The sequence below is a fragment of the Candidiatus Paracoxiella cheracis genome (assembly GCF_049348705.1).
GTDB lineage: Bacteria > Pseudomonadota > Gammaproteobacteria > Coxiellales > Coxiellaceae > Paracoxiella > Paracoxiella cheracis.
The window spans coordinates 1,464,131-1,488,310 of record NZ_CP186485.1 but is presented as its reverse complement, the minus strand read 5'-3'; the positions used below and the strand labels follow the sequence as shown (position 1 = coordinate 1,488,310).

General features: G+C 42.9%; 25 protein-coding genes and 1 tRNA gene. 13 read left to right on the top strand and 13 right to left on the bottom strand.

Translation table 11 applies throughout. From position 1 onward, the window contains the following. Nucleotides 1–263: 263 nt before the first annotated feature. Together ACJMKR_RS07755 and ACJMKR_RS07750 are read left to right on the top strand one after the other, a co-directional pair. The gene (locus ACJMKR_RS07755; protein ID WP_423062353.1) at nt 264–473 is read left to right on the top strand and encodes a transposase; all 210 of its coding nucleotides are present in this window, start codon (nt 264–266) and stop codon (nt 471–473) included. A gap of 104 nt (nt 474–577) precedes the next feature. Beyond that, complete coding sequence (locus ACJMKR_RS07750) at nt 578–1,417, top strand: IS3 family transposase (RefSeq protein ID WP_423064216.1); 840 nt, start codon at nt 578–580, stop codon at nt 1,415–1,417. A gap of 178 nt (nt 1,418–1,595) precedes the next feature. Here ACJMKR_RS07750 and queF read toward each other — a convergent pair whose 3' ends face one another. Beyond that, nucleotides 1,596–2,456, bottom strand: coding sequence for an NADPH-dependent 7-cyano-7-deazaguanine reductase QueF (gene queF, locus ACJMKR_RS07745; RefSeq protein ID WP_423062574.1), 861 nt, complete (start codon nt 2,454–2,456; stop codon nt 1,596–1,598). Nucleotides 2,457–2,572: 116 nt separating this feature from the next. Between queF and ACJMKR_RS07740 the strand changes: the two genes are divergently transcribed. The 3 genes from ACJMKR_RS07740 (at nt 2,573) to ACJMKR_RS07730 (ending at nt 5,469) form a co-directional block, all read left to right on the top strand. Beyond that, a complete protein-coding gene (locus ACJMKR_RS07740; protein WP_423062573.1) occupies nt 2,573–3,121 on the top strand; it encodes an NUDIX domain-containing protein in 549 nt (182 codons plus the stop codon). A gap of 202 nt (nt 3,122–3,323) precedes the next feature. Then, nucleotides 3,324–3,755 carry a hypothetical protein gene (locus ACJMKR_RS07735; RefSeq protein WP_423062572.1) on the top strand — a complete coding sequence of 144 codons (432 nt, stop codon included), beginning with the start codon at nt 3,324–3,326 and terminating at the stop codon, nt 3,753–3,755. 175 nt (nt 3,756–3,930) lie between these two features. Beyond that, nucleotides 3,931–5,469: a transposase gene (locus tag ACJMKR_RS07730; protein ID WP_423062571.1), complete on the top strand. Its 1,539-nt coding sequence runs from the start codon at nt 3,931–3,933 to the stop codon at nt 5,467–5,469. A 24-nt stretch (nt 5,470–5,493) separates the two neighbouring features. Here the strand turns inward: ACJMKR_RS07730 and ACJMKR_RS07725 are convergent, their stop codons facing one another. Together ACJMKR_RS07725 and ACJMKR_RS07720 are read right to left on the bottom strand one after the other, a co-directional pair. Continuing rightward, nucleotides 5,494–6,207, bottom strand: a complete 714-nt coding sequence (locus ACJMKR_RS07725; protein ID WP_423062570.1) for a transposase — start codon at nt 6,205–6,207, stop codon at nt 5,494–5,496. Between the two features lie 165 nt (nt 6,208–6,372). Then, entirely contained in the window at nt 6,373–6,666 is a 294-nt protein-coding gene (locus ACJMKR_RS07720; protein ID WP_423062569.1) for a hypothetical protein, read from the bottom strand. 164 nt (nt 6,667–6,830) lie between these two features. Between ACJMKR_RS07720 and ACJMKR_RS07715 the strand changes: the two genes are divergently transcribed. Further along, nucleotides 6,831–7,067 (top strand): type II toxin-antitoxin system RelE/ParE family toxin, encoded by a 237-nt coding sequence (locus tag ACJMKR_RS07715; protein WP_423062568.1) that lies wholly within the window; start codon nt 6,831–6,833, stop codon nt 7,065–7,067. Next, nucleotides 7,060–7,422, top strand: a complete 363-nt coding sequence (locus ACJMKR_RS07710; protein ID WP_423062567.1) for a helix-turn-helix domain-containing protein — start codon at nt 7,060–7,062, stop codon at nt 7,420–7,422. Before ACJMKR_RS07715 ends, ACJMKR_RS07710 begins: the two co-directional genes overlap by 8 nt. 114 nt (nt 7,423–7,536) lie before the next feature. Here the strand turns inward: ACJMKR_RS07710 and ACJMKR_RS07705 are convergent. The 8 genes from ACJMKR_RS07705 to ACJMKR_RS07670 all read right to left on the bottom strand — a co-directional run bounded on the left by ACJMKR_RS07705 (nt 7,537) and on the right by ACJMKR_RS07670 (nt 12,584). Continuing rightward, nucleotides 7,537–7,620, bottom strand: a tRNA-Leu gene (locus ACJMKR_RS07705). A gap of 54 nt (nt 7,621–7,674) precedes the next feature. After that, on the bottom strand, nt 7,675–8,235 hold the full coding sequence (gene folE, locus ACJMKR_RS07700) for a GTP cyclohydrolase I FolE (RefSeq protein WP_423062566.1): 561 nt from the start codon (nt 8,233–8,235) through the stop codon (nt 7,675–7,677). Further along, the gene (locus ACJMKR_RS07695) at nt 8,232–8,510 is read right to left on the bottom strand and encodes a type II toxin-antitoxin system RelE/ParE family toxin (protein ID WP_423062565.1); all 279 of its coding nucleotides are present in this window, start codon (nt 8,508–8,510) and stop codon (nt 8,232–8,234) included. Before ACJMKR_RS07695 ends, folE begins: the two co-directional genes overlap by 4 nt. Then, nucleotides 8,510–8,716 carry a CopG family ribbon-helix-helix protein gene (locus ACJMKR_RS07690; RefSeq protein WP_423062564.1) on the bottom strand — a complete coding sequence of 69 codons (207 nt, stop codon included), beginning with the start codon at nt 8,714–8,716 and terminating at the stop codon, nt 8,510–8,512. The genes ACJMKR_RS07695 and ACJMKR_RS07690 overlap by 1 nt, the downstream gene beginning before the upstream one ends. Nucleotides 8,717–8,905: 189 nt before the next feature. After that, entirely contained in the window at nt 8,906–9,244 is a 339-nt protein-coding gene (locus ACJMKR_RS07685) for a histidine triad nucleotide-binding protein (protein WP_423062563.1), read from the bottom strand. A gap of 3 nt (nt 9,245–9,247) precedes the next feature. Beyond that, nucleotides 9,248–10,792 carry a DHA2 family efflux MFS transporter permease subunit gene (locus ACJMKR_RS07680; protein WP_423062562.1) on the bottom strand — a complete coding sequence of 515 codons (1,545 nt, stop codon included), beginning with the start codon at nt 10,790–10,792 and terminating at the stop codon, nt 9,248–9,250. Further along, nucleotides 10,789–11,781: an HlyD family secretion protein gene (locus ACJMKR_RS07675; RefSeq protein WP_423062561.1), complete on the bottom strand. Its 993-nt coding sequence runs from the start codon at nt 11,779–11,781 to the stop codon at nt 10,789–10,791. The genes ACJMKR_RS07680 and ACJMKR_RS07675 overlap by 4 nt, the downstream gene beginning before the upstream one ends. 92 nt (nt 11,782–11,873) lie before the next feature. Next, on the bottom strand, nt 11,874–12,584 hold the full coding sequence (locus ACJMKR_RS07670; protein WP_423062560.1) for a tyrosine-protein phosphatase: 711 nt from the start codon (nt 12,582–12,584) through the stop codon (nt 11,874–11,876). Between the two features lie 81 nt (nt 12,585–12,665). On the opposite strand from ACJMKR_RS07670, the gene ACJMKR_RS07665 reads away from it, so the two are divergent. Together ACJMKR_RS07665 and rimI are read left to right on the top strand one after the other, a co-directional pair. Continuing rightward, nucleotides 12,666–13,109 carry a hypothetical protein gene (locus ACJMKR_RS07665; RefSeq protein WP_423062559.1) on the top strand — a complete coding sequence of 148 codons (444 nt, stop codon included), beginning with the start codon at nt 12,666–12,668 and terminating at the stop codon, nt 13,107–13,109. Further along, the gene (gene rimI, locus ACJMKR_RS07660; protein WP_423062558.1) at nt 13,099–13,533 is read left to right on the top strand and encodes a ribosomal protein S18-alanine N-acetyltransferase; all 435 of its coding nucleotides are present in this window, start codon (nt 13,099–13,101) and stop codon (nt 13,531–13,533) included. The genes ACJMKR_RS07665 and rimI overlap by 11 nt, the downstream gene beginning before the upstream one ends. A gap of 52 nt (nt 13,534–13,585) precedes the next feature. On the opposite strand, the gene ACJMKR_RS07655 is transcribed toward rimI, so the two are convergent. Continuing rightward, entirely contained in the window at nt 13,586–14,212 is a 627-nt protein-coding gene (locus tag ACJMKR_RS07655; protein ID WP_423062557.1) for a hypothetical protein, read from the bottom strand. Between the two features lie 702 nt (nt 14,213–14,914). Here ACJMKR_RS07655 and ACJMKR_RS07650 point away from each other — a divergent pair. The 4 genes from ACJMKR_RS07650 to ACJMKR_RS07635 all read left to right on the top strand — a co-directional run bounded on the left by ACJMKR_RS07650 (nt 14,915) and on the right by ACJMKR_RS07635 (nt 21,401). Then, on the top strand, nt 14,915–15,964 hold the full coding sequence (locus tag ACJMKR_RS07650) for an efflux RND transporter periplasmic adaptor subunit (protein ID WP_423062556.1): 1,050 nt from the start codon (nt 14,915–14,917) through the stop codon (nt 15,962–15,964). Next, a complete protein-coding gene (locus ACJMKR_RS07645; RefSeq protein ID WP_423062555.1) occupies nt 15,961–19,041 on the top strand; it encodes an efflux RND transporter permease subunit in 3,081 nt (1,026 codons plus the stop codon). The genes ACJMKR_RS07650 and ACJMKR_RS07645 overlap by 4 nt, the downstream gene beginning before the upstream one ends. Before the next feature lie 119 nt (nt 19,042–19,160). Further along, nucleotides 19,161–20,126 carry a hydrolase gene (locus ACJMKR_RS07640; protein ID WP_423062554.1) on the top strand — a complete coding sequence of 322 codons (966 nt, stop codon included), beginning with the start codon at nt 19,161–19,163 and terminating at the stop codon, nt 20,124–20,126. Nucleotides 20,127–20,261: 135 nt separating this feature from the next. Then, nucleotides 20,262–21,401 (top strand): serine hydrolase domain-containing protein, encoded by a 1,140-nt coding sequence (locus ACJMKR_RS07635; RefSeq protein ID WP_423062553.1) that lies wholly within the window; start codon nt 20,262–20,264, stop codon nt 21,399–21,401. Here the strand turns inward: ACJMKR_RS07635 and ACJMKR_RS07630 are convergent. Beyond that, nucleotides 21,390–24,155, bottom strand: coding sequence for a valine--tRNA ligase (locus ACJMKR_RS07630; RefSeq protein ID WP_423062552.1), 2,766 nt, complete (start codon nt 24,153–24,155; stop codon nt 21,390–21,392). The two genes, ACJMKR_RS07635 and ACJMKR_RS07630, sit on opposite strands and share 12 nt — an antisense overlap. Nucleotides 24,156–24,180: the final 25 nt, after the last annotated feature.

Genomic DNA, 24,180 nt, shown 5'->3' with positions numbered 1-24,180 from the left:
GTATGATTGACAGATTTTATTAAGAGGGTCTTATGAGCAAATATCAAAAGAAGAAACGTAAAGATTTAATGAAACCGAATCACTCATTATTGCGCATCAACCAGAATCCTCTTGGATCCTCATCTAATCTTGGATCCTCATCTAACCAAACAAAAAGAGTCAACGATTCAAGAAAAGTGTTGATGTGCCTCTTCTTATAATCTTCCCCTAAATTACCGGACACTAATTTGTTAAAATCTATGAAGTAACAAAGAGGTGATCTCATGACAAAGAAGACTCGAAAATACACACCGGAATTTAAACAAGAAGCAATCCATCTAGCACTCAGTTCTCCTTCCGTGTTAAGCGCTGCAAAAGACTTAGGCATGCCCGAAGCGACCCTCCACACCTGGGTGGATAAAGCCAGGAAGAGTGGTGAAGTGATTCATCCCAGCGCAAAGCAACCGGTCAACATAGGGGAACTCATTGAATAAAATCAACAGCTTAAGAAGCGACTGGCACGACTGGAACAGGAGAAAGCCATTCTAAAAAAGGCGGCCACGTACTTCGCGAAAGAACTCGAGTAAAGTACAGCTTTATTCAAAAGCACGCCCAACTATTTGGAATTAACTTGCTATGTGATGTACTGGGTGTCAGTCGTAGTGGTTATTATGACTGGCTATCGCGACCTATGAGCCCACGTGAGCAAGCAAACCAACAATTAGATGAAAAAATTAAGGTAATTTATATGAGAAACAAACAACGTTACGGTTCACCACGTATAACTCGTGCATTGCAAGCGGAATCGATTTCCTGCAGTCACACGCGTATTGAGCGGCGTATGCGCTCCATGGGCTTAAAAGCACTTGCCAAGCGTAGATTTAAAATAACCACAGACTCGGGTCACAACAAGGCTATTTTTGAGAATATTTTAAAGAGAGATTTCACGACAACGGCGATCAATCAAAAATGGGTGAGTGATCTGACGTACATTCCAACCCGTGAAGGTTGGTTGTATTTAGCGGTGGTTATCGATGTGCATTCACGTTCGGTTATTGGCTCGTCAATGAATAAAAGCATGAAACAAGATTTAGTGTGTGATGCGTTATTGATGGCGTTATTCAAACGAAAATATCCAAAGCAAGTGATTATACACTCTGATCGGGGCAGTCAATATTGTTCGAAAAAATATAGGGAAATCATCAAGCAAAACAAGCTGATTGGTTCAATGAGCAGAAAGGCTAATTGTTGGGATAATGCCATTGCAGAAAGTTTTTTCCATACCCTAAAAACGGAACTTGTGCATGTGAATGATTACACAACACGCGCTGAAGCAAGGCAAAGTCTTTTTCAGTATATTGAAGGCTATTACAATCACAGAAGAATGCATTCAGCTATTGACTACAAGACCCCTGTTGCGCTTGAATGTGCTGCGTAAAATCGAAAAAAAATGTGTCCGGTAAAGTGAGGGAGGATCAGTACCCAGGATACTTCTGTAAAGTCCAACACAAGTATCAAAAATCATAAAAGGTGAGGCTAATTTAACATTGGCTACGATCGCCCAACTTTATGCTTTTATGGGGCGCCGGGCACATATTGTTTCAGCTTAACGTATTTTACTGCCTTATTAACCGAAAATTTATTTCATCAATGCAGGCATTGTTTGTAGAGCGAATGGGGTTAATATCCAAGCCCCCGCGTCGGGTGTAGCGACCATAAACAGTTAGTTCGCCGGGTTTGCAGTGTCTCATGATATCAACGAAGATTCTTTCAATGCATTGTTCGTGAAATTCAATGTGATTGCGAAAGGAAACAATATAGCGCAATAGTCCTTTGCGATTAATTTTATTGCCTTTATAGCGAATTTGAATGCTACCCCAATCGGGTTGATTCGTCACCAAACAATTCGATTTTAATAAATCAGAATATAACGTTTCTTCTACTAATTCTTCACTGACCGAAAGATAGTTGGGTTCAACCGTGTAAACAGAGCATTCGATATCGAGGTCATCAATGCATTCTCCCGCGAATTTTTCCTGCAAGGGCGAAGGAGTGGAGTGACCCAATTGCTGAACGTTGATCGAGACTGTCGATCCAACCGCTTTTTCTAAATCACTTTTGATGGTTTTTTCAACTTCTTTGATTGATTGAAATTGAGTATTGTTGAATGAATTAAAATAGAGTTTTAATGATTTTGATTCGACTATTCGTGGAGATTGGCAGTCATAATAAATTTCAGCGATCGCAACGATCGGCTTACCCTTTTCATTCAGCCACGATACTTCGTAATGATTCCAGAAATCAAACCCGAGAAAGGGTAGTGGTTCCTGCGGATCGATACCAATTTCTTTGCGTTTTCCTGCACGGGCAATCGGATACAGTCGATCCGGGTTATAGGATTGATCGTAGCCACTCTTTTTACCGAGCTCTGATCCAGAAGCAGCAGTTTGATATTTTTTAGTAATGACGTTGTTCATAGGGCCATCTCCAGTGGGCGATTTTAACCTAAAAAAAACTAGGCTCCACTCGCATGCCGTTGGGGCCCTGTTTTCGAGAGTGGTTTCATTTTCCATGACAGCATTTGGATGAGTTTATGTTAAAATGGCCATCCGTTTCCAGTTTCATGAAAGTGATACAGCGTTTTTACGTGGGCCATAAAATGAAAATAATCCATTCGCATGACCTTGATAATATTAATGAAGAAATTTACGTGAAAAAATACGTTGGCGTTATCATTGTTAATGCTAACGATGAAATTGTTCTTCAACAACGGCTCGACAATTGGCGTAATTATTTTGGTTGTCTGTCGACATTTGGTGGCCATATGGAAAAGAATGAGTTGCCCGTGGAGGCTGTGATACGTGAATTACACGAAGAACTGGGTGCTGTGGTGAATTCGAGCGATTTAATCAGCTTGGGCGCTGTTATTGAAACATTTGCTTCACATCAAGAGCTGGTTTATTTTTTCTTTTGGAAAGATTGGAATAACACGATTACGGGTTGCTATGAAGGTCAGATGAAGTGTTACAGCCTCATAGATCAAGCACTTGCTCATCCCAAAATCCTGGATGGCGTGCGTTATGCACTAACAGTGTGCAAGGATAATCAATTGATTGATGCTGTCTGTCTTGAGGCTGTCTAAAAACGATATCAGCACCCGGTTCAATGATCCTCTCTTTGGTGGGATAAGTGCATTTTTCCTGTAAAAACAATAAATTGGCAGTCATCCTGGGGTTGTTGAAGTCAACTTCTAGATAGCGCACATTTTACGTATAAATTCGTATTTGAATATATCTTGTTCATGGCTAGAATGATACCTGTTATAAATAATAGAGGCTATTCTCATGAAAAAATTATCAGTAATCGTAGTTGCCTTGTTTGCTAGCTGTTTTGCAATGGCCAGCTTTGCTGCCAGCAGGACTATACAAGTTACTCTTTCTGGATGTGAATTATTATCCACACCACTAACTTTCCCTGCTACTGAAACAGATAGCAGCATCACCGAAAATGGCTCTATGAACCATGCTATCCTTTCAAAGAGGCTGGAGACATATTACGAAATCGATAACCTTAAAATTGATCGTAGCACCCAAACAGGTACTTTCGCTTATATTTATGATCCCGCGACTACTCCGGGTGAGACCGTAGGTGGCATGAATTTTACTTACAAAACGATTGTTGATGGTGGAAGAACTATTCTAAAACTTAGTTTTCCTTATTGTCACCAAGGCAATGAAGTTTGTAATGCTTTCGCAGGTATGCAAATTTCTTACTAAGCTTGCAATACTTGCTATTAAAAACCCGGCCTCGAGCCGGGTTTTTTTGTGCAATAGTAAATTGGACTTTGGATAAATTTATAAAAATAATTAAAAATTGCTTGACATAGAAACCGAAAAAAAATTTTACGTTGTAAACAACGTTTGTTCGAAAAAATAAAATAAGGAACAAACGATGTTAGCGACAGAAAAACTAAAACAATTCCGTACATTCCTCTACAACATCTTCCCCGCGCGACGCGATGCCAATATGAATTTACTCGATGCCCTTTCAAGCCATGGCCATCGCTGCAAAACACCCATAGAATTATGTGAATCGCCATACTTTGAACGTGAATACAGTAGTATTACCGATGCGATTAGCGATGGTTTGTCGGTAGCAAATTGTTGGGATAGCATGATGAAAATACAATATGAACATGTGAGTCATAGCGATGACCGTGTGATCATTATTGCGGATACGACACCACAGTCGCGTCAAAGTGCACACTGTGTTGAAGATCGCCATGTGGTTTACAGCCCTAATCCAGCACCGGGTAACAAACCGATTACCATTGGACATGAATATTCAACGGTATCACTATTGCCCAATGATGGTGCAGCTCAAGAAAAGCATTGGTTAGTTCCACTGGATACGAGGCGCGTTAAAAGCGATGAAAAAGGCAATGTAGTTGGGATGCAGCAAATTAACCGTTGTATTGCAGACTTAGCGCTTACTCATAAATTGGTGGTTAGCGTGGCTGATTCAAAATATGGTACAGAAGCTTGCCGTAAACTGGTTAGCGAAAATCCCAATTGGGTACATCTTTTCCGTTTTAACAGTACCCGTAATGTTTTCGCGCCCGCATCAATAGAAGATAATACCTCAGGAAGTATAAAACGCTATGGTGATGCGATGAAACTAAACGACAGCACGACTCACCGTGAATCCGATGAGATTGTGCAGCAACCCATTACAACCCGCAGTGGCAAAACTTACCAATTGGAGATTAAAATATGGCGTGACCAATTACTGCGTGGTTCAAAGCAATTTAAAGGATATGAGCATCCTGTTACTGTTGTGCAATTGGTTGCGGTTGATGCTAACGGTAAATCTTTATATAAAAATCCACTCTGGTTAGGACTCGCTGGTGAACGACGTAATGAAATCACAGCATTAGAAGCGTATCACTATTACGATAGACGCTATGACATTGAACACTACTTTCGTTTTGATAAAGACAAACTGTTATTTGACCGATACCAAACACCGGATGTTAAGCACGAAGAAGATTGGTGGCGGATGACAGCATTAGCGTATACGCAACTTTATCTAGCGAGGAATCTTGCCCCGATTTTACCGAAAAAATGGGAGCGGTATTTGCCGAGCTTCCAAGTGGATAACGAAAAACCATCAATAACTGCGACCCCTTCACAAACGCAACGGGGTTTTTCTACGGTGCTTGATACCGTTGGCACGCCTGCTAATCTCTGCAAACCACGCGGTAATCCGCAAGGCAGAACCAAAGGTGATACGCAGGGGAAACGCACGCGACATCCTGCTATTTTCAAAAATAGCAACTCAAAAATTAAAACGATTCAGAGGACTGAAGAAAAGACGCAAAACTCAGACCCTGAAAAAATAGAGGATTTGATTGGGATAGTAAAATCATGGTTGGATAAAATAAATTTTACACCTGAGAAATTCTACGAATTGCTGCAAAAAACAGGTTAAGATTTAGAAACTCACATTTTTTGATTATTGTCCTAACTGGCAAGGGATTTTATTTATCCAAAGTCCAATAACAGGATGCTCATATCCTTTAAATTGCTTTGAACCACGCAGTAATTGGTCACGCCATATTTTAATCTCCAATTGGTAAGTTTTGCCACTGCGGGTTGTAATGGTTTGCTGCACAATCTCATCGGATTCACGGTGAGTCGTGCTGTCGTTTAGTTTCATCGCATCACCATAGCGTTTTATACTTCCTGAGGTATTATCTTCTATTGATGCGGGCGCGAAAACATTACGGGTACTGTTAAAACGGAAAAGATGTACCCAATTGGGATTTTCGCTAACCAGTTTACGGCAAGCTTCTGTACCATATTTTGAATCAGCCACGCTAACCACCAATTTATGAGTAAGCGCTAAGTCTGCAATACAACGGTTAATTTGCTGCATCCCAACTACATTGCCTTTTTCATCGCTTTTAACGCGCCTCGTATCCAGTGGAACTAACCAATGCTTTTCTTGAGCTGCACCATCATTGGGCAATAGTGATACCGTTGAATATTCATGTCCAATGGTAATCGGTTTGTTACCCGGTGCTGGATTAGGGCTGTAAACCACATGGCGATCTTCAACACAGTGTGCACTTTGACGCGACTGTGGTGTCGTATCCGCAATAATGATCACACGGTCATCGCTATGACTAACAAGCGTGTCACGATGCTCGTGATAGATTATTGCCATCCCTGTCAATAATCGACTCGCAATACGCGACAACTTAAATAGCCGCGGACGTCCTCGTCGCCCGCGCTCCGCGACCTCACGGCTCGACTACGCACGGGCTCTCAAATGACTTGACGGCTCGTAAAGATTTTTTGCAGTCGCTTACGCTCGGCAAAAAATCCGAGCCTACCGCGGAATACGCGCCTTCGCTTCGCTCTCCATGGCGCGCATCGCATGTTCATATTGTATTTTCATCATGCTATCCCAACAATTTGCTACTGACAAACCATCGCTAATCGCATCGGTAATACTACTGTATTCACGTTCAAAGTATGGCGATTCACATAATTCTATGGGTGTTTTGCAGCGATGGCCATGGCTTGAAAGGGCATCGAGTAAATTCATATTGGCATCGCGTCGCGCGGGGAAGATGTTGTAGAGGAATGTACGGAATTGTTTTAGTTTTTCTGTCGCTAACATCGTTTGTTCCTTATTTTATTTTTTCGAACAAACGTTGTTTACAACGTAAAATTTTTTTTCGGTTTCTATGTCAAGCAATTTTTAATTATTTTTATAAATTTATCCAAAGTCCAACTCATAATCGTAGTTGATGAAAGTTAACAAATTTGGTAACATTTTGACGTATGACATGGAGCATCACTTACTACAGTAAAAGGGTTTTTGACTCTGTTAAGAAGATGCCAAAACGGATAAAGGCCCGTTATATGGTTTTAACTGAGCGGATGGAAGAAAGGGGGCCTGATTTAGGGGTGCCTCATACTCGCGCAATGGGTGGGGGACTATTTGAAATACGTGTTAAAGCCCAAGAAGGGATAGCGCGTTTTTTCTATTGCACGAAGATAGAAAAAGAAAATGACTAAACGATCTACGAAATGGCATGAAGAGCTTAAAAAAGAAGTGCTCGCAGACCCAGAAGCGCGTGCTGAATACGAAACATTTAAGTTACAATTAGACCTAGCTGATCGTTTAAAACAAGCTAGAAAAAAAGCCCACCTTACTCAGGAAAAAGTAGCCCAACGCATGGACACCCAAAAACCTGTAGTAGCTCGATTAGAGGCTGCTGGAGGTAAAGGTAAACATTCACCTTCATTGAAAACCTTAGTAAAATACGCTGATGCTGTTGGTTGTGAGCTTCAAGTTAAAATTGTCCGCGCAAGGAAAGGTAAAAAAGCAGTTAAACCGGCTTTAAAGAAGAGACGAGGGGGTAGGTCTTGAGGTAAGGGGTAAAGTGAAAAGTTATAGCCCGTAGTGAGAAACATTTTGTAGAATGCTATTTCTTCAAATAAAAAATGATAAAAATAAAAAATCTTGTAACTCTCTGAAAAATAATACCGAGGGAGGGACTCGAACCCTCATGTTGTCGCCAACACCGGATTTTGAGTCCGGCGCGTCTACCAATTCCGCCACCTCGGCACGTTGAAGAGGATGGCTAGTATACCAAACAGTGATTCTGAGGCAAACTGATCTTTAAGTGCCTTTAATTAGGCTCAAGAACTCCGCGCGCGTGCGGTCGTCTTGGCGGAAGCGGCCGAGCATCATGGAGGTGGTCATGTCGGAGTGTTGTTTTTCCACACCGCGCATCATCATGCAGAGGTGTTTGGCCTCGATGATGACTCCAACGCCTTTTGCATCCGTCACCGATAAAATAGTTTCAGCAATTTGCTTGGTTAAGTGCTCTTGCACTTGCAGTCGTTTTGCAAACATATCGACAATTCGCGCTATTTTGGAAAGCCCCAAAATTTTACCGTTGGGTAGGTAAGCTACGTGACATTTCCCCACGAAAGGCAATAGATGGTGTTCGCATAAAGAATAGAGTTCAATATTTTTAACGATAACCATTTCATCCATATCGGATTCAAATAACGCATCGTTCACAATGGTGTCGATGTTTTCGCCGTACCCTTTCGTTAAATGTTCTAAGGCTTTACGAAAGCGCCGTGGGGTCTCTTTAAGTCCTTCTCGATTGGGGTTTTCGCCGAGAATAGTTAGAATATCGGTGACATAATTTTCGATGGGTTTTGTTGTCATAAGTCTTCTTTACCATGCCAGATGCGCAATATGTGCAGCTCTTTTCCTATAGTTGCGTATCGGATAATGTATTTTCCTGTCACAAGGTCTCTGAGTGAAATATCGTTGCCGTGTAAACTTACATTTTTTCCCATTTGTGGGAATTCAGTGAGTCGGTTTATAGCATCACACAGCCTGTTAGCTATTTTATTTGCTGCTTGTGTATCGTGATGGGCAACGAATTGGCGCAATCGGTCCAAATCGTCCACTGCATTGCGTGAATATATAATCCTCATTAAGGCTTGTCCAGCTCATCTTCTTTGCCCCATGTTTTTAACCAGGCGTGCACTTTATCGCCATCGACTGTGCGTCCCATGCGTATGTCTTCAAGCGCTTCTAGGGTATCTTGCCAACATTGCTCTTCGGTAGCGTTGTGAGCTATATATTCTCGAAGTGCTTCATTGATAATCCAACCCTTTGGACGTTGCATTTTTTTTGCCATGATTTCTAAGGGCCCTTCTAATTTGTCATCTATTTTCACACTTGTTACGGCCATATACTACCTCGGTATTATGGTTTATATAGATGATAGTATAGTTGAGTGCTAGGGGATTTTAAAGGGTGAGATCGGGATCGTTTATACCTGCCATCCTTGGTGCAATACAGTCATTTTTGGGTAGGGCTATCCGGCTCACCCCGGTGGCCAGTCCATTTGGCGGCCGCCGAGCAAATGCAGATGAATATGATAAACGGCTTGTCCGCCGTCACGGTTGCAGTTGAACAGAAGTCGATAGCCTTTTTCGGCAATGCCTTTTTCTTTTGCAATGCTCTTAGCAACTTGCACCAAATGACCGATTAATTCATTGTCCTTTTCACTGATGTCATTAATTGTGGGAATGTGTCGCCGTGGAATAATTAAAATGTGGTGCGGTGCTTTGGGGTCGATATCATTAAATGCGACAACGCGGTCATCCTCGTAAATGGTTTCACCCATTTCGCCTTTAGCAATTTTGCAGAAGATGCAATCCATCCATTATTCTCCTTGTGGGATTTCTTTCGCCTTAGCTTTTAAATCAACGTGTTTTAAAAGCAAGGTTAATGGTAGCAATGCTGCGAAGATAAAAGCAATGGTTTTAAAAGCATCGAGAAATCCAAGTAATTGGGATTGTTGCCCGATGACATGCGCTAAACGGACAATCCCAATTGCGCTGCCTTCTTTTACTTGTTGATGAGCAAACCATGCTTGATAGGCGTGATTAAATACGTTCACATGACCGACTAAAGTGTGCCAACTCATTTGGGTAGTCCGACTAACTAGAGTGCTCATTAATGAAATTCCGACGGAAGTGCCGACCATGCGGCCGTAACTAAATAATCCTGATGCTTCGGTAATATTGGGTTTGGGTATGGTAGCAAGGGCGTAAGTGGTAAGTGGCACCATGAATCCACCCATCGCAAATCCGATGATGGCGTTATCGATTAAAAATTCATTCATGCTGCTGGCTAAACTAATGGTAGTGAGACGGTATGCTCCGTAGGCACTCACAGCGATACATATGCCCAAAATTATTTTAATATTAACGCGGTTAATTAAATTAGACACCATCATCATGCTTATTGCACTCGCAAGGCCAAGCGGCGCCATCGTCCATCCGGTGGTCATGGCTGGATAGTCAAAAAGATTTTCGAGCATAATGGGTTGTAAGGTCAGCATGCTGAAAATGGCGCCACAAAAAAGTAATAATAATAAACTACAAATCGCAAAATTACGGTTTTGATATAATGTTAATTTAATAACAGGGTGTCGATGCGCTAAGCTGCGCGCAATAAACCAAATCAAACAAAAAGCACTAGTGATTGCTAATGCGATGATTAAATTCGAGCTGAACCAATCTTTTTCGTTGCCTTTATCTAAAAATATTTGCATCGCTGCGATGCCGACAACCATTAAGATTAATCCTAGCCAATCGATTCGCTGTAGCGTTTTTTTTGTTTTGGGAATGACCCAAAATGTCATGAATAAACTCAGCAGACACACGGGCAAATTAATATAGAAAATCCAGCGCCAACTTGAATGCTCCGTAATAAAGCCACCCAGGGTAGGGCCAAGTACCGGTGCGGCCATGATGCCAATGCCCCAAATTGCCATTGCTTTCCCTTGTTGATCGAGTGGAAATGTTTGTCGAAGAATAGACTGTGACAATGGAATTAACGAGGCGCCGAATGCACCTTGCAAGATGCGAAATAACACCATTTCAGGGAGCGATTCTGCCATCCCACACAGGAGTGAACTGATCAAAAAGCCGGTGATGTTCATGATCAACATTTGCTTTTGACCAAGACGATTACTGATAAATCCAGTTAGTGGTAAAACAACGGCGGAAGAGACTACATAAGAGGTTAATACCCACGTAATTTGATTTTGATCGGCACCAAGCGATGGCATCATCGAAGGGAGTGCGACGTTGACGATAGTGGTGTCGAGCACTTCTAAAATAGCCACCATCATGATGGTGACGATGACTAACCATCGTCGCGAGTAGAGGGTGTCGTCATAGGTGAGTGCTTGAACGTTCATTGCTTCTGCGTTGTGTTGATGGTCACAGTACAGCTTGCACCTAATCGCAAAGGATATTGATCTTTGCGTTCTGTGATAAGCACTTTAACAGGAAATCGTTGTGTGACCTTAACCCAATTACCGCTTGCATTTTCTGGGGGTAATAATGAAAAGCTAGTGCCGCTGCCGTCACTGATACTGACAACTTTGCCTTTAAAAATTTGGCCCGGATACATGTCGATTTCTATGCTTGCAGTTTGTCCGGGTTCAATGCGTTGCAATTGTGTTTCTTTGTAATTAGCTTCGGCCCACCAAGATTTATCTTCGATTAATGCAAATAATTGTTGATAGGTAGTCACCACATCGCCTATGCGTAAATCCAAATTAGCGATGTACCCCGAAGCGGGTGCGACGACATGCGTGTATTGTAAATTTAATTTAGCTTGTGCAACGGGGGCAGCAGCCTCACGTAGATGTGCGTTTTGAGGCCCATCGGGTCCTCTTTTTTGTATGGCTTCTGCCAACTCACTTTTTGCTGCCTTTAATGAGGCTTCCGCTACGTGTAAATTTTTAACCGCTAAATCACCTTGAGATTCTGAAGCGTAATGTTTCTTGACTAAAACTAACATGCGACGAGTTTCAGATTGAGTGTCGACTAGCTGAGCATTGTCTTCGGCAACTTGGTATTCGGCTGATTTGATTGCCATGTTGCCCGCCTTGTATTGTAGCACCGCAGTGCCAAATGCGGCCTGTGCTTTAGCTAAGGCAATTTTGTAAGGCGTTGGGTCAATATCAAAAAGAGGCTGTCCTTGTTTTACATGTTGATGATCTTGAACGTAAACCGCTTCGATTTTGCCGTCGATACGCGGTGCAATATTGACGATATGTGCTTGGACATAGGCATCATCCGTGCTTGGATAAAACTTTTGGTGCTGCCAGTAGAAGTAACCGCCGACAAGTAGAATTGCAATGATGACGACAGGTATGAAAATTTTGATAATTTTACCCATAACTCTGTAAGACCGATCTTTAACTCGTTGATAATTGGAATTATTAAACCGCGATATCATAGCATATTTGCTAGGGGAAAACGACAGAGCGGTCATTGAGCATTTTGGATAGGTGTATCACAGACCTTATTGATAACTAATTGATTATAGTTGTCTAACTTTAAATTGAGCTGTGTCCCGCTGGAGTCGAAGGGGTCTTCGGTGCACAGCCATCTCAGGAAGTTACGACGACTGTGCTCGAGATGGTTCTGGCTTAGCCAGCGAATATAATAAGGGAAAACCAGCTTGCCCACACTGCGTTTGGAGGTGACCAAATGTGCTAGTGAAAATTGTTGTTCGCTTTTATTTAATGACGGATTGCCATTTAGAATAATAGCGAATGCCGACGCTAAACCTGAGCGGTCTGCGCCGCCACTACAATGCACTAAGATAGGTTTTGGTGAGGTCATTAGTAAATAAACCAGTTCGCGCATGCGTTCTTTCGTTGGAAGTTTGTAAGAATGCATTGCAATATCATAGTGGTTAACGCCTAATTTTTTCATGGCAATCACTTCTTCTTGATACCACTTTGTATTGGGGTGAGGGCCGCGCATATTAATGACCGTTTTAATGTGTTTTGTTTTTACGAAATATTCGAGGGCACTAGCAGGAAGTTGCGCGCTGCGGTAAATTTTCTGTGGGATAACAGTATGCACGGTTAAAGACCATGTTTCGTAAGAAACCCAGCCGATAAATAGGAGCGCAATTATGATCGCCCCGATGCGAAAAACGAATTTTGTAATTGATTTTCCAGTGTTTCCCATGATTTAAAAGTGTTGCAAACTGAGTTAAATCCGTCAACATAAGGGGTGACGATTTGGGGTTTTCATGTTAAAACTACTCACATGAAAGAGTGCTACTTACATGCAATGGGTGTTGAAACTTGGCGATTGCGCGCGCCGCAAGCGATGCGTGCGTATTATTGCTATACACTATTTGATGCAGAAAAAAATCCCGTATGTTTACTCATGGCCGATGTGACCGTTCAAGATGAGGTGGAGTTAAATTTGGTGCAGGCTATCGCGAAAGCTACGCGACTCCATGTGGTTGAAGGGTTGCAACCAGCAGAATCTGCTAATGTGTTAATCTTGTTAGGCCCGCAAGTGGCTGCATTATTTTTTCAAAACGATGACGGTGTCGAAGCATTGCGCGGGAAAGTGCATCAATTGGAAAATTATTCCGTTATTGTGAGTTATTCCCCTGCACAGTTATTAGCGGATAAATCGTTAAAAGCAGCAACCTGGAAAGATGTGCAAACGGCGATGGGGATTTTAGGGATTGGGAATTAGAGCATTTTTACTTGCAGATATTCCTACTCTTGTCGCGTTAGCCAAACGTGCCATGCCACATCCGTGGTCGGAAAAAATTTTTCGTGATTGTTTTAAAGAAAATTATTATGGCTGGGTGTTGCAAGAGGATCATGTTATTGCGGGTTTTGTCGTGATTTTATTGCGTTTGCACGATTGCGATTTAATGAATATTGCTGTGCATCCGGATTATCAGCGTCGAGGTTATGGCCAACTGTTATTGCAGCACGCGATAGATTTTGCAAAAGCAAAAGGCGCTGAAAAAATCTGGTTGGAAGTGCGTCGTTCGAATAAAGCGGCCATAAATTTGTATCAACATTTTGGCGCTGTCGAAGTGGGTGTGCGTAAAGATTATTATCCTGACGATGATGGCCGCGAAGATGCAGTTTTGTTCGAGCTGAGCTAACTACCTGCCCTCGGGGTTTTGAATTTCAATTGCGGCAGAGAGGTTGGTGTTACTATTTTATGGGCGTAAATTTTGGTATGCTCATGACTCCATGGTCTTCAGCACTTTTTTCCAATCCATGTTCATGTTTATGTCCAAGCTTAAACTCTTCGTGAAGTTTGTGTGTGCCAATCAATCCGGCTGCTAAGGTTGCCATTTTAAATTCGGGGCTTGGTTTTTGATGTTCATCGTGAGGCATGTGTTCTGCCATTGCATTATAGGCGGCGGCTGCAATTTCTGATTGCTCTGTCTCAGGGGTAACATTCAAAAATTTATGGGGGTCAAAGTCGTCTTTCAGTTCTTCTCGTGCTTGTGCGGCTGCTCCCATTACAAGGCTTGTGCTTAATATTTCGTGCAAATGATTTTCCGCGTTTTCTTCTTCTTGTGCTTCGTTCACGCTGGCTTCTTCTGCTTCGGCTTGTTGTACCATGATATTGCCACCGGGATTCAACATAATGTTGTTGGGGTTACTTGGATTTAGAGGATGGTTGATGTTATTCATAACAAGAGGGTGGGTAGGGTCAAGCATTGGCTCGCTGTTCTTTTTCATTTGTTCTTGAATTAAAGGAACTGCCTGATGAATATGGTTTAGGCAATAATTAAATAAATAATTGGCCTGGCGAAGATCCCCTACAGACATAACTCTAATTGCCTGCATGAATTGCAGATTTTTTTTGAGTTGTGGTGCTAAGGTATGAAGCTCTATCCAATCGAAGTGTGTCGCGATGCTCGTGATAGATTATTGGCATCCCTGTCAATAATCGACTCGCAATACGCGACAACCTAAATAGCCGCGGACGTCCCCGTCGACAGCGCTCCGCGACCTCGCGGCCGACTGCGCACTGTCTCCAGATGACTCGACGCCGCCTACAGATTTTTGCCACTCGCTACGCTGCCTACGGAACTCCGTTCCTTCGGCACTCCGCTCTGTCAAAAATCGGCGGCTGCCGCGGAATACTCGCCATCGGCTTCGCCTCTCCATGGCTCGCATCGGGTGGCGGTTACTACTACCTGCGCAACGAAGTGTCTCTTTAGATAGCTCTTTTGCAAGCTTATGGCTTAAAATGGGTTGGCGGCTCATAATCAGGCTCCTTAAAGGCCAGTGAGTGGTAATCGCGAATTGTAAGCAGGTTCTTAGTATACGTCAGAAACCTTAAAATAAGCTTAAGGGTTCCTTAATACCTAGAGACGCCTTCAAATATCTGTTATCCTAGGCCGGTTGTAAACTCTCTAAGGCTAGGATACATAGTAGAATTCCCGGGATCTGGGACTCGAAAATGGAATAGAGACGGAATTCAATTTATACTGCGCGTTAGCAATAGTACGGGTTAGAGCTCTATCCATGACTAAATATTGGAAATCAGGACTAATCGTTGGGTTAGTCTTGTCAATAAGCCTCTTTTTTTTATTGGCTTCGTGTCTCGCGCATGCCGCTAAAAAGGCGGATGTCGTCGATGATGCGATCATTGTGAACGTCGCTAAAGTCGCTACCGCAAATATTCCTAAAACTGTCAATGCGTTAGGAAGCTTGTCCGCGGTGCAGGTTGTCACGGTCAGCTCTGAATCTGACGGTCGTGTGTCACAGATTCATTTCAAAAATGGGCAAGAGGTTGGTAAGGGCATGCCGATTGTGCAGCTCGATAACGAGCAAGCACAAGCGGACTACCAGTCGGCCATGACGGCCTTAAACCTAAGCCGTCTTAAATATCAGCGCTCTAAACTCGTGCCTACCGCTATTTCGCAACAGGAATTAGCGGACTTAAAAGCTAATGTCGATAGCGAAGAAGCAGCGGTTAAAAGCAAGCAAGCATCGCTGAATCAAAAGCAGATCATAGCGCCGTTTTCAGGGGTTCTGGGGGCTTTTCAGGTTCAAGTGGGGGACTATGTGAAAGCGGGCGATCCCATTGTGACACTAGTGAATACAAAGCAGCTCCGTGCTGATTATCAACTACCCGAGAGTGAGTTGCCAGAACTCAAGCAGGGTCAGTTAGTGAAGGTGGCGACGAGTGCTTATCCTGATAAATCATTTTATGGAACAGTCAGTTTTATTTCTCCCACCGTTAGCAAAGATACCCGCTCAATAGCCATTCAAGCGGTAATACCCAATGATAAGGGTTTATTATCCCCGGGCATGTTTGTGCACGTGTCACAACAGGTTTCTGTGTCTAAAAATGCCCCTGTTGTTCCCGCGGAGGCGGTAATGGCAGATGTTAAAGGCTATTACGTTTATAAAGTTGTTGGAAATAAAGTTGCACAGACTTATATCCAGGTGGGTGCACGCATCGATGAGCAGGAGCAAGTATTAAAAGGGCTTACAGTGGGCGATGTTGTTGTGACTGCGGGACAGCAAAAACTCCAAGATGGAAGTGTGATTAAGGTTTCGAATTCATGAGATTACCTGAAATCTGCATACGCCAGCCCGTTTTGGCAATTGTACTCAGTTTAGTGTTGGTCGTACTGGGCATTGTTGGCTTCCATCATCTAGAATTGCGTTTTTTTCCTAAAATGCAATTGCCAGTTGTGACTGTGCGCACCGAGTATGAAGGTGCTAGTTCAGCATTAATGGAAAGTCAGGTAACAACGAAAATTGAAAATGCCTTGGCAGGTGTTGATAACGTTGCGTCGATTAGTTCGAGTAGTTGGCAAGGAGGCAGCTCCGTTACTGTTTTATTTCGACTGGGCGGAAATTTTGAAGAAGAAGCGAGTTCTGTTCGCGACCAAGTTTTTGCGATTCGCGATAAATTACCGACGGATGCACAACCTCCCACAATTACCGTCGGTACAAAAGGCAATCCCGTTTTAGGTATTGGTTTTATCGATCCAGAAAAGAAATCGCCGGATATTCGTGATTATGTTGAACGGTCGGTGCAACCGTTATTACGTCAATTGCCGGGTGTCGGTGAGGTTGATATTTTAGGCGCCAGTGATTATGCGATGCGTATTTGGTTGGATGCCTCTAAAATGGCTTCGCATGGTGTCACGGTGACCGATATTAAAAAAGCACTCACCGCTAACAACATTTATTTTCCGGCGGGATCCATTCAAGGACCAAAGCGAAATTATAGTATTATTTCAAAAACGCAGTTGGAAAACGCCAATGCATTTTCCAATATTATTATAAAACATACTAATGGTGGTACGGTTCGCTTTAAAGATATCGGTCATGTGGAACTGGGTTATCGCAGTCTTTATAACGCGCCGATGCGCATTAATGGCCAAAATGGTATTGAATTGATGATAAAACCTTTGCAGGATGCAAACCCGATTACTGTGGCGCAAGAAGTTAAGAGTGAATTAACACTCATTCATAAAAATTTACCGCCGGTCATGAGCGCCTCTGTTAATTACGATGCCTCAATGTTCTTAAAATCATCCATTGATGAAACGTTTTGGGCAATTGGCGAAGCTGTTATTTTAGTCATATTGGTTGTGTTTTTATTTCTAGGGTCAGCGCGCGCGGCGAGCATTCCTATCGTCACGATTCCTGTCAGTTTAATGAGTGTCTTCGCAGTTATTAGTTTGCTTGGATTTTCGATCAACATCATGTCGCTGCTGGGTATTGTGTTAGCTATTGGTCTGGTGGTGGATGATGCGATTGTCATGCTCGAAAATATTCATCGGCATATTGAGCAGGGTCTGACACCGTTTCAGGCCGCGATTAAAGGCAGTCGCGAAATTGCATTTGCCCTCATTGCGATGGGTCTCACTTTGGTGGCAGTGTATGCGCCCGTGGGTTTTGTACAAGGGTTCACAGCGGGATTATTTAAAGAATTTGCCTTCACACTAGCAGGAGCAGTAGTAATTTCTACTTTTGTGGCGTTAACACTTTCACCGATGATGTGTTCACGTGTTTTATTGCCGCGCACTTCCGATACTGGGTTTGTTGTCTATATCGATCGCTTGTTTTTGAAATTATCGACAGTTTACCACCGTTTTTTAAAAATGGCATTAAACCGACGCAAGTTTGTGGTGTTAGGTTTAATCGTTATTGCTGTCATTGGGTATGGTTTATTTAAGAGTCTGTCGTCGGAATTAATTCCTAAAGAAGATATTGGATTGATACAAGTTAGTTTGACGGCGCCATCGGGCGCAAGCTTGAATTATACGGATCAATATGCAGAGCAGGTTGAAGCGATCATTCGAAAAAATCCCGCAGTAAAAAGTGTTATGACGCAGGTGTGGAGTGATGGAACTAATATTAACGTCACATTGAAACCATGGGGACAACGCAAGCTCAGTACATCACAAGTGGTTCAACAATTAAATCCGCAACTGGCGCAAATTCCTGGTGTGGATGCTACTGCGTTTGTGCCGGACGTTGTCGATTATGGATTGCAGGGTAGTGATATCAACCTTAATTTTATGACTTCAGAAGGTGCTTACACGGATTTATTGCCATCAATTGATGGGATGATGAAAATTTTAAAACACTATCCCGGCTTGATCGATGTGCAAACAAATTTAAAATTTAATACACAACAATATGCCATCACGATTAAGCGTGATTTGGCCGCTGTTTTGGGTGTTAATATTCAAGATATTGCCGATACGGTCAGCGCCATGATGAGCGGTAACCATTGGACAGATGTTCAAGCCGGGAATAAAAGCTACGAAGTCATCGTGCAAATGGAAAAAAAATATTTGGAGAATTTTGATGCGCTGAAAAAACTGTATGTGCGCACCAGCAGCGATGTCAATGGCGATGCCACTGGATCCACTAAAATGATTCCCGTATCGAGTTTAATTAATCTGACGCCGATGGTTGGACAGGGAACGTTAAGGCATTATGATCGTTTTCGTTCGGGGACGATATCGGCACGTTTAGCGCCGGGTTATTCGGAAAGCCAAGCTATTAATTATATACAATCGCACATACAAGGTGTTTTGAAGCCCGGTGTTAGTTATGCATTTTCCGGTAAATCACAGCAGTTTCTCGAGTCCTCGGGCAGCATTATTGGCATCATTGTGATGTCATTATTGTTTATTTATCTCGTGTTATCGGCGCAATTCGGTAGTTTTATCGATCCGTTTGTTATTTTATTGGCGGTGCCATTATGTATTGTCGGCGCGTTATTGTCCTTAAAAATAACTGGAGGCACTCTTAGCATCTATTCACAAATCGGTGTGGTAACGCTGATTGGATTAATTACCAAACACGGTATTTTAATCACGCAGTTTATTAACGACCTGCGTAAAAAGGGCGCGAACATACAGGAAGCGATTATAAAAGGCGCCACCATTCGTTTGCGCCCTATATTAATGACGACATCGGCTATGGTGTTTGGTGCCTTGCCGTTAGCCTTGGCGCATGGTCCTGGTTCTATCGGCCGACATCAAATCGGCTGGGTGATCGTGGGTGGTTTGATCTTTGGAACGTTTTTCTCGTTAATCGTTGTGCCGATTGCCTATTCCTATTTAGGGCAATTTAAGCGGATTAAACTGCTTGATTCTAAATCAAAATACCACTAATGCAGCCTCCCATCCTTCCGTAAGATACCGCCATTAGACGCGCTTTCAATAACGACTGGACGACGCTAGAATATTGATTAGACTCAGTGAAGCTGATAGAAACAAACACGGATGTTGCTATGATGAAACCTTTAAAAAAACAATTTACACCAACGTGGTGGTTGCGAAATCGCCATTTGCAGTCCTGTTATTCAACGCTTTTTCCTCATACCGCAAAAACCATTATTAGCTGGGAGCAATTGGAGTTGCCCGATGGCGATTTTATTGACCTATGCTGGGCGGGGCCAAGTGGAGCACCGATCGTTATTTTGTTGCATGGTTTAGAAGGTTCGGTGAATTCGCATTACATTCAAGTCATGTTGGATGTATTGGTCGATGATGGCTGGCAAGTTGTTGTGATGCATTTTCGCACGTGTAGTGGTCGCTTAAATCGCTTGCCTCGTAGTTATCACGCAGGAGAAACAGGTGATTTAACCTATTTACTTCAGGTGCTAAAAAATCGTTTTCCTAGTCGTAAAATCTCAGCCATTGGCTTTTCGTTAGGTGGAAATGTTTTACTACGCTATTTAGTTGAAAATCCTATTTCACCGCTGAGCTGTGCGATCGCTATTTCAGTGCCTTTTGAGTTAAATAAATGTTCTGATTATTTGGCGTATATATATCATCGGCGATTATTAAAATCGATGAAGCAAAAAATTATCGATAAAATAAAACACGGTTATGACATGCCAACAACAATTTCAGAAGTGAGAACTGCCGATAGTTTTCGTAGCTTTGATGAAATGGTAACTGCACCCTTACATGGATTTTCAAATGCCGATGATTATTATTCAAAAGTCTCAGTTCGTCCGTATTTACGATTTGTTGAACGCCCGACTTTAATTATTCATGCATTGGATGATCCGCTTGTACCCGCCGATAGTGTGCCGGCGCAGGATGAGTTATCGGAAAATATTTATTTTGAGTTAACCCGGAAGGGTGGGCACGTGGGTTTTATTGAAGGAGTATTGCCTTGGTCGCCTAGGTATTGGTTGAAGGAGCGTATTTTGAGTTTTCTTAATAAAGAAGGTCGTGGCCGCAATTGAAAGCTATGTAACTAGCTGAAAATAAATTTCAAGAGGTGCCCTTAAATCCTACTAGACTTCTGAGATTAGCACTCGCTATACTTTAATACTATACTTTAATAATAGAATAATTCATTAAAATCTCGAGAGGGAAAGTTGAAGGCCATCGATACCGTAAAATATAACTTACCTGGGGCAATACTCAGCGTTTGTGAGCCAGGCAATAAAATTCGTCACTACTGTTCAGGTGCTGGCGATATAAAAGAAAACAAAACCTTTGATCCCAATATGTTGTTTCAAACTGGCAGAATCACGCGAATGTTTACCGCTGCCATCGTGTGGAAGTTAGTCGAGAGCGGGGTATTGGACTTAGATATGCCTATGGACTCATTGGCGCACAAACATCGCTTGGATAGTGGCCGTTTGCAATTGATTGTCAATCAATACTCTTATCTCAAACCGCTGACGTTGCGTGAGCTGTTGAATCAAACGAGTGGACTGCCATCGTACGATCAAACTGCACGTTATCAACGAATGTTTTTTGAGAAACCTAAAAAGGTATGGCAAGCCGAAGGCTATTTGGATTTAATTACCGGTAATGAGGTGCGATATCGTTTGGGATACGAATTACCGATTCGTGGTATTTATAGTGAATCAACAACTAATTTTATCATTCTCACCTTAGTCTTGGAGGCAGCAACGGGCCAGCATGTCTCACAGCAAATGCGGCTATTTTTTGATTCGTTTGGATTAAACAATACGCATTATTCTAGTCACGGCGTCTTAGACGAACAATTATTGCCGAAATTAGCGCATGGTTATATGCCGATCTCTCATCCATGGGCAGAGGCTTTTCGTCATTTGCCCATTTTAACTTTTAACGATAACCGTGAATTACAGGTGTACGATATCACTAATGCGTATAATTTTAATGGACTTGCGGGCTCAGCTAGCATCTCAACAACGACAGATTTAATCCACTGGATGAAAGCCTTGGTTAACGGCAAGGTATTGGTTAGTACCTTTAGAGAAATGTTTAAAGTGGTGCCGGTACTTTCGTATGGTTCTTCATATGAAGATCAAGATTTTTATGGGTTAGGTATTCATAAAACGTTATCGAAGCGTTACGGTGAAATCATTTGGAATGCAGGTAATAACTTTGGCTATGGCGCATTGATTGCTTATTCCGTTGATCGAGACATTGCATTTGCACTGGCTGTTAATGTCAGTCGCTACATGATTAACATACATAGCGAAGGCATTGTGGCAGATGTGTTGGCTGAATTACTGCATTGAAGAAATATTCGTATATTGTTCCTTTAATTTTTCTAACGCATCTTTGGCTTGTTCGAGTTTAGCACGTTCTTTTTCAACGACGTCACTGGGTGCTTTGTTGACGTAATTTGGATTATCGAGCTTCTTTGCCGATTTTTGTTGTTCTGTTTCTAGTTTGGTCATTTCTTTTTGGAGTCTTGCTAATTCGGCATTTTTGTCAATTAATCCTGCCAAGGGAATATGAATTTCGAGCTGATTAACGAGATTAGTCGCTGTGGACGTCAATGTTTCGTGGGTATTGGCCCAGCGTATTTCTCCCACTTTTGCTAATGTTTTGATGTAACGTTCGCAGTGTTCGGCGCGTTTTCGGTCTTCCTTGGTACCCTTGTTAAATATGATAGGAATTTTTTTGGCTGGGGAGATTCCCATTTCGCTGCGAATGGTTCGAATGGCGATAATCACTTCTTTTAACCATTCGACTTCGCTCTCGATAGCTTTATTGTGTTCGTCCGCTACAAACTTTGGGTAGGGTTGTAACATAATAGTCTTGCCAGATTTCCCCAGTAAAGACGATATTTTTTGCCAAATTTCTTCTGTAATAAAAGGCATGATTGGATGTATCAATCGCAATAAACTCTCTAGCACTTCAAGCAGTGTCACGCGAGTGCCGCGGTGCTGTGCGCGTTTGGCATTTTTATCATTGAGCACACATTTTGATAATTCCAAATACCAATCGCAATATTCATTCCATGTGAATTCATACAAAGCTTGTGCGAGTAAATCAAAACGATATTGCTCAAACGCCTTTTCCACACGCGCAATGGTGTCTTGCAAACGACTTCGAATCCAGCTATCTGCGAGGCTATATTCCAAGGGTTTTTCAGGGTTGAATTCTTTATCTTCTGTATTCATGATGACAAAGCGAGCGGCATTCCATATTTTGTTGCAAAAATTACGATAACCCTCGATGCGGCCCATATCAAAATTAATATCGCGGCCGGTGCTAGCTAATGCACAAAAAGTAAAACGCAGGGCATCCGTGCCGTAACTGGCAATGCCGTGTGGAAATTCTTTGCGAGTTTGATTTTCTATCGACTTTGCCATCTTCGGCTGTAATAACGTTGCCGTTCGTTTTTCAATGAGATCTGCTAACGTGATGCCGTCGATTAAATCAATAGGGTCCAAAGTGTTCCCCTTGGATTTCGACATTTTTTTGCCTTGGCTGTCACGAATCAACCCATGAATATAAACTTCTTTGAATGGTATTTTCCCGGTTAACTTCAATCCCATCATCACCATGCGCGCAACCCAAAAGAAAATAATGTCAAAACCAGTGACGAGTGTTTGAGTGGGATAAAAGGTTTTAAGAGCATCCGATTTTTCTGGCCAACCTAGTGTCGCAAACGGCCACAAGCTTGCAGAAAACCACGTGTCTAAGACATCCGAATCACGTTTTAATGCGACGGTTGGATCGAGTTTATGTTTTTGTCGAATATCGGTTTCGCTGCGACCTACATAAATATTGTTTTGCTTGTCATACCAAACAGGAATGCGATGTCCCCACCATAATTGACGGCTAATGCACCAGTCTTGAATGTTCTCTAGCCATTGCAAATACGTTTTATGCCATTTTTTGGGAATGAAATTTAGCTCGCCGCTGTTAACGACGTCGATCGCTGGTTTTGCAAGTGTTTCCATTTTCACAAACCACTGATCGGTCAACATGGGTTCAACAATAGCGCCTGAGCGTTCGCCGCGTGGGATCGATAAGGTGTGGTCCTCGGTTTTTTCTAGAAAACCGTGCTGTTCTAAATCGGCCACGATTTTTTTGCGTGCGTCGAATCGATCAAGGCCACGGTAGGCCTCGGGCACACTATCATTCAGGTGTGCATCAAAATTCATAATAGTAATCATCGGTAATTGGTGACGATGACCCATTTCATAATCGTTAAAATCATGGGCGGGCGTGATTTTAACGCAACCCGTTCCGAATTCTTTATCGACGTGTTCATCGGCGATGATAGGAATCGTACGATCAGCTAACGGCAATTGCACTGCTTTGCCGATGAGGTGCTGATAGCGCTCGTCATCCGGATGAACCGCCACGGCGACATCACCGAGCATCGTCTCGGGGCGAGTGGTTGCCACTGTCACAGAGCTGCTGCCATCGCTAAGCGGGTAGCGAATGTGCCAAAGGTGCCCTTGAGACTCTTCTGTTTCGACCTCTAAATCGGATATTGCGGTGTGAAGGATTGGATCCCAGTTCACCAGGCGCTTGCCGCGGTAGATGAGACCCTCTTCATAGAGACGAATGAAGGCTTCTGATGTAGCGCGTGAGACGGTTTCATCCATGCTGAAGCGTTCGCACGACCAGTCGATCGAGACCCCCAGGCGGCGCATTTGATTTACAATCTTATTGCCATATTGATCACGCCAGCGCCAGACTCGCTCTACAAAGCGTTCTCGACCCAAATCGTGGCGGGAGATGTTTTCTTTGCTGAGTTGCTGCTCCACCACCATTTGCGTCGCTATGCCTGCATGGTCCGTGCCCCCCTGCCAGAGGGTTTTAGCACCTAACATGCGTTGATGGCGAATGAGGGCGTCCATGAGTGTTTGTTGGAAGCCATGCCCCATGTGCAGCGTTCCCGTGACGTTTGGGGGCGGCAGCATGATGCAGTAGGGGGCACCGTTACCTCTCGGTTTGGCCAGGTGTTGCTTTTCCCAGTAGTCACTCCAATGGGATTCTATCGTTTTGGGACTATACGTTTTTTCCATATCCAGCGCTGCTATTTTTTGATAA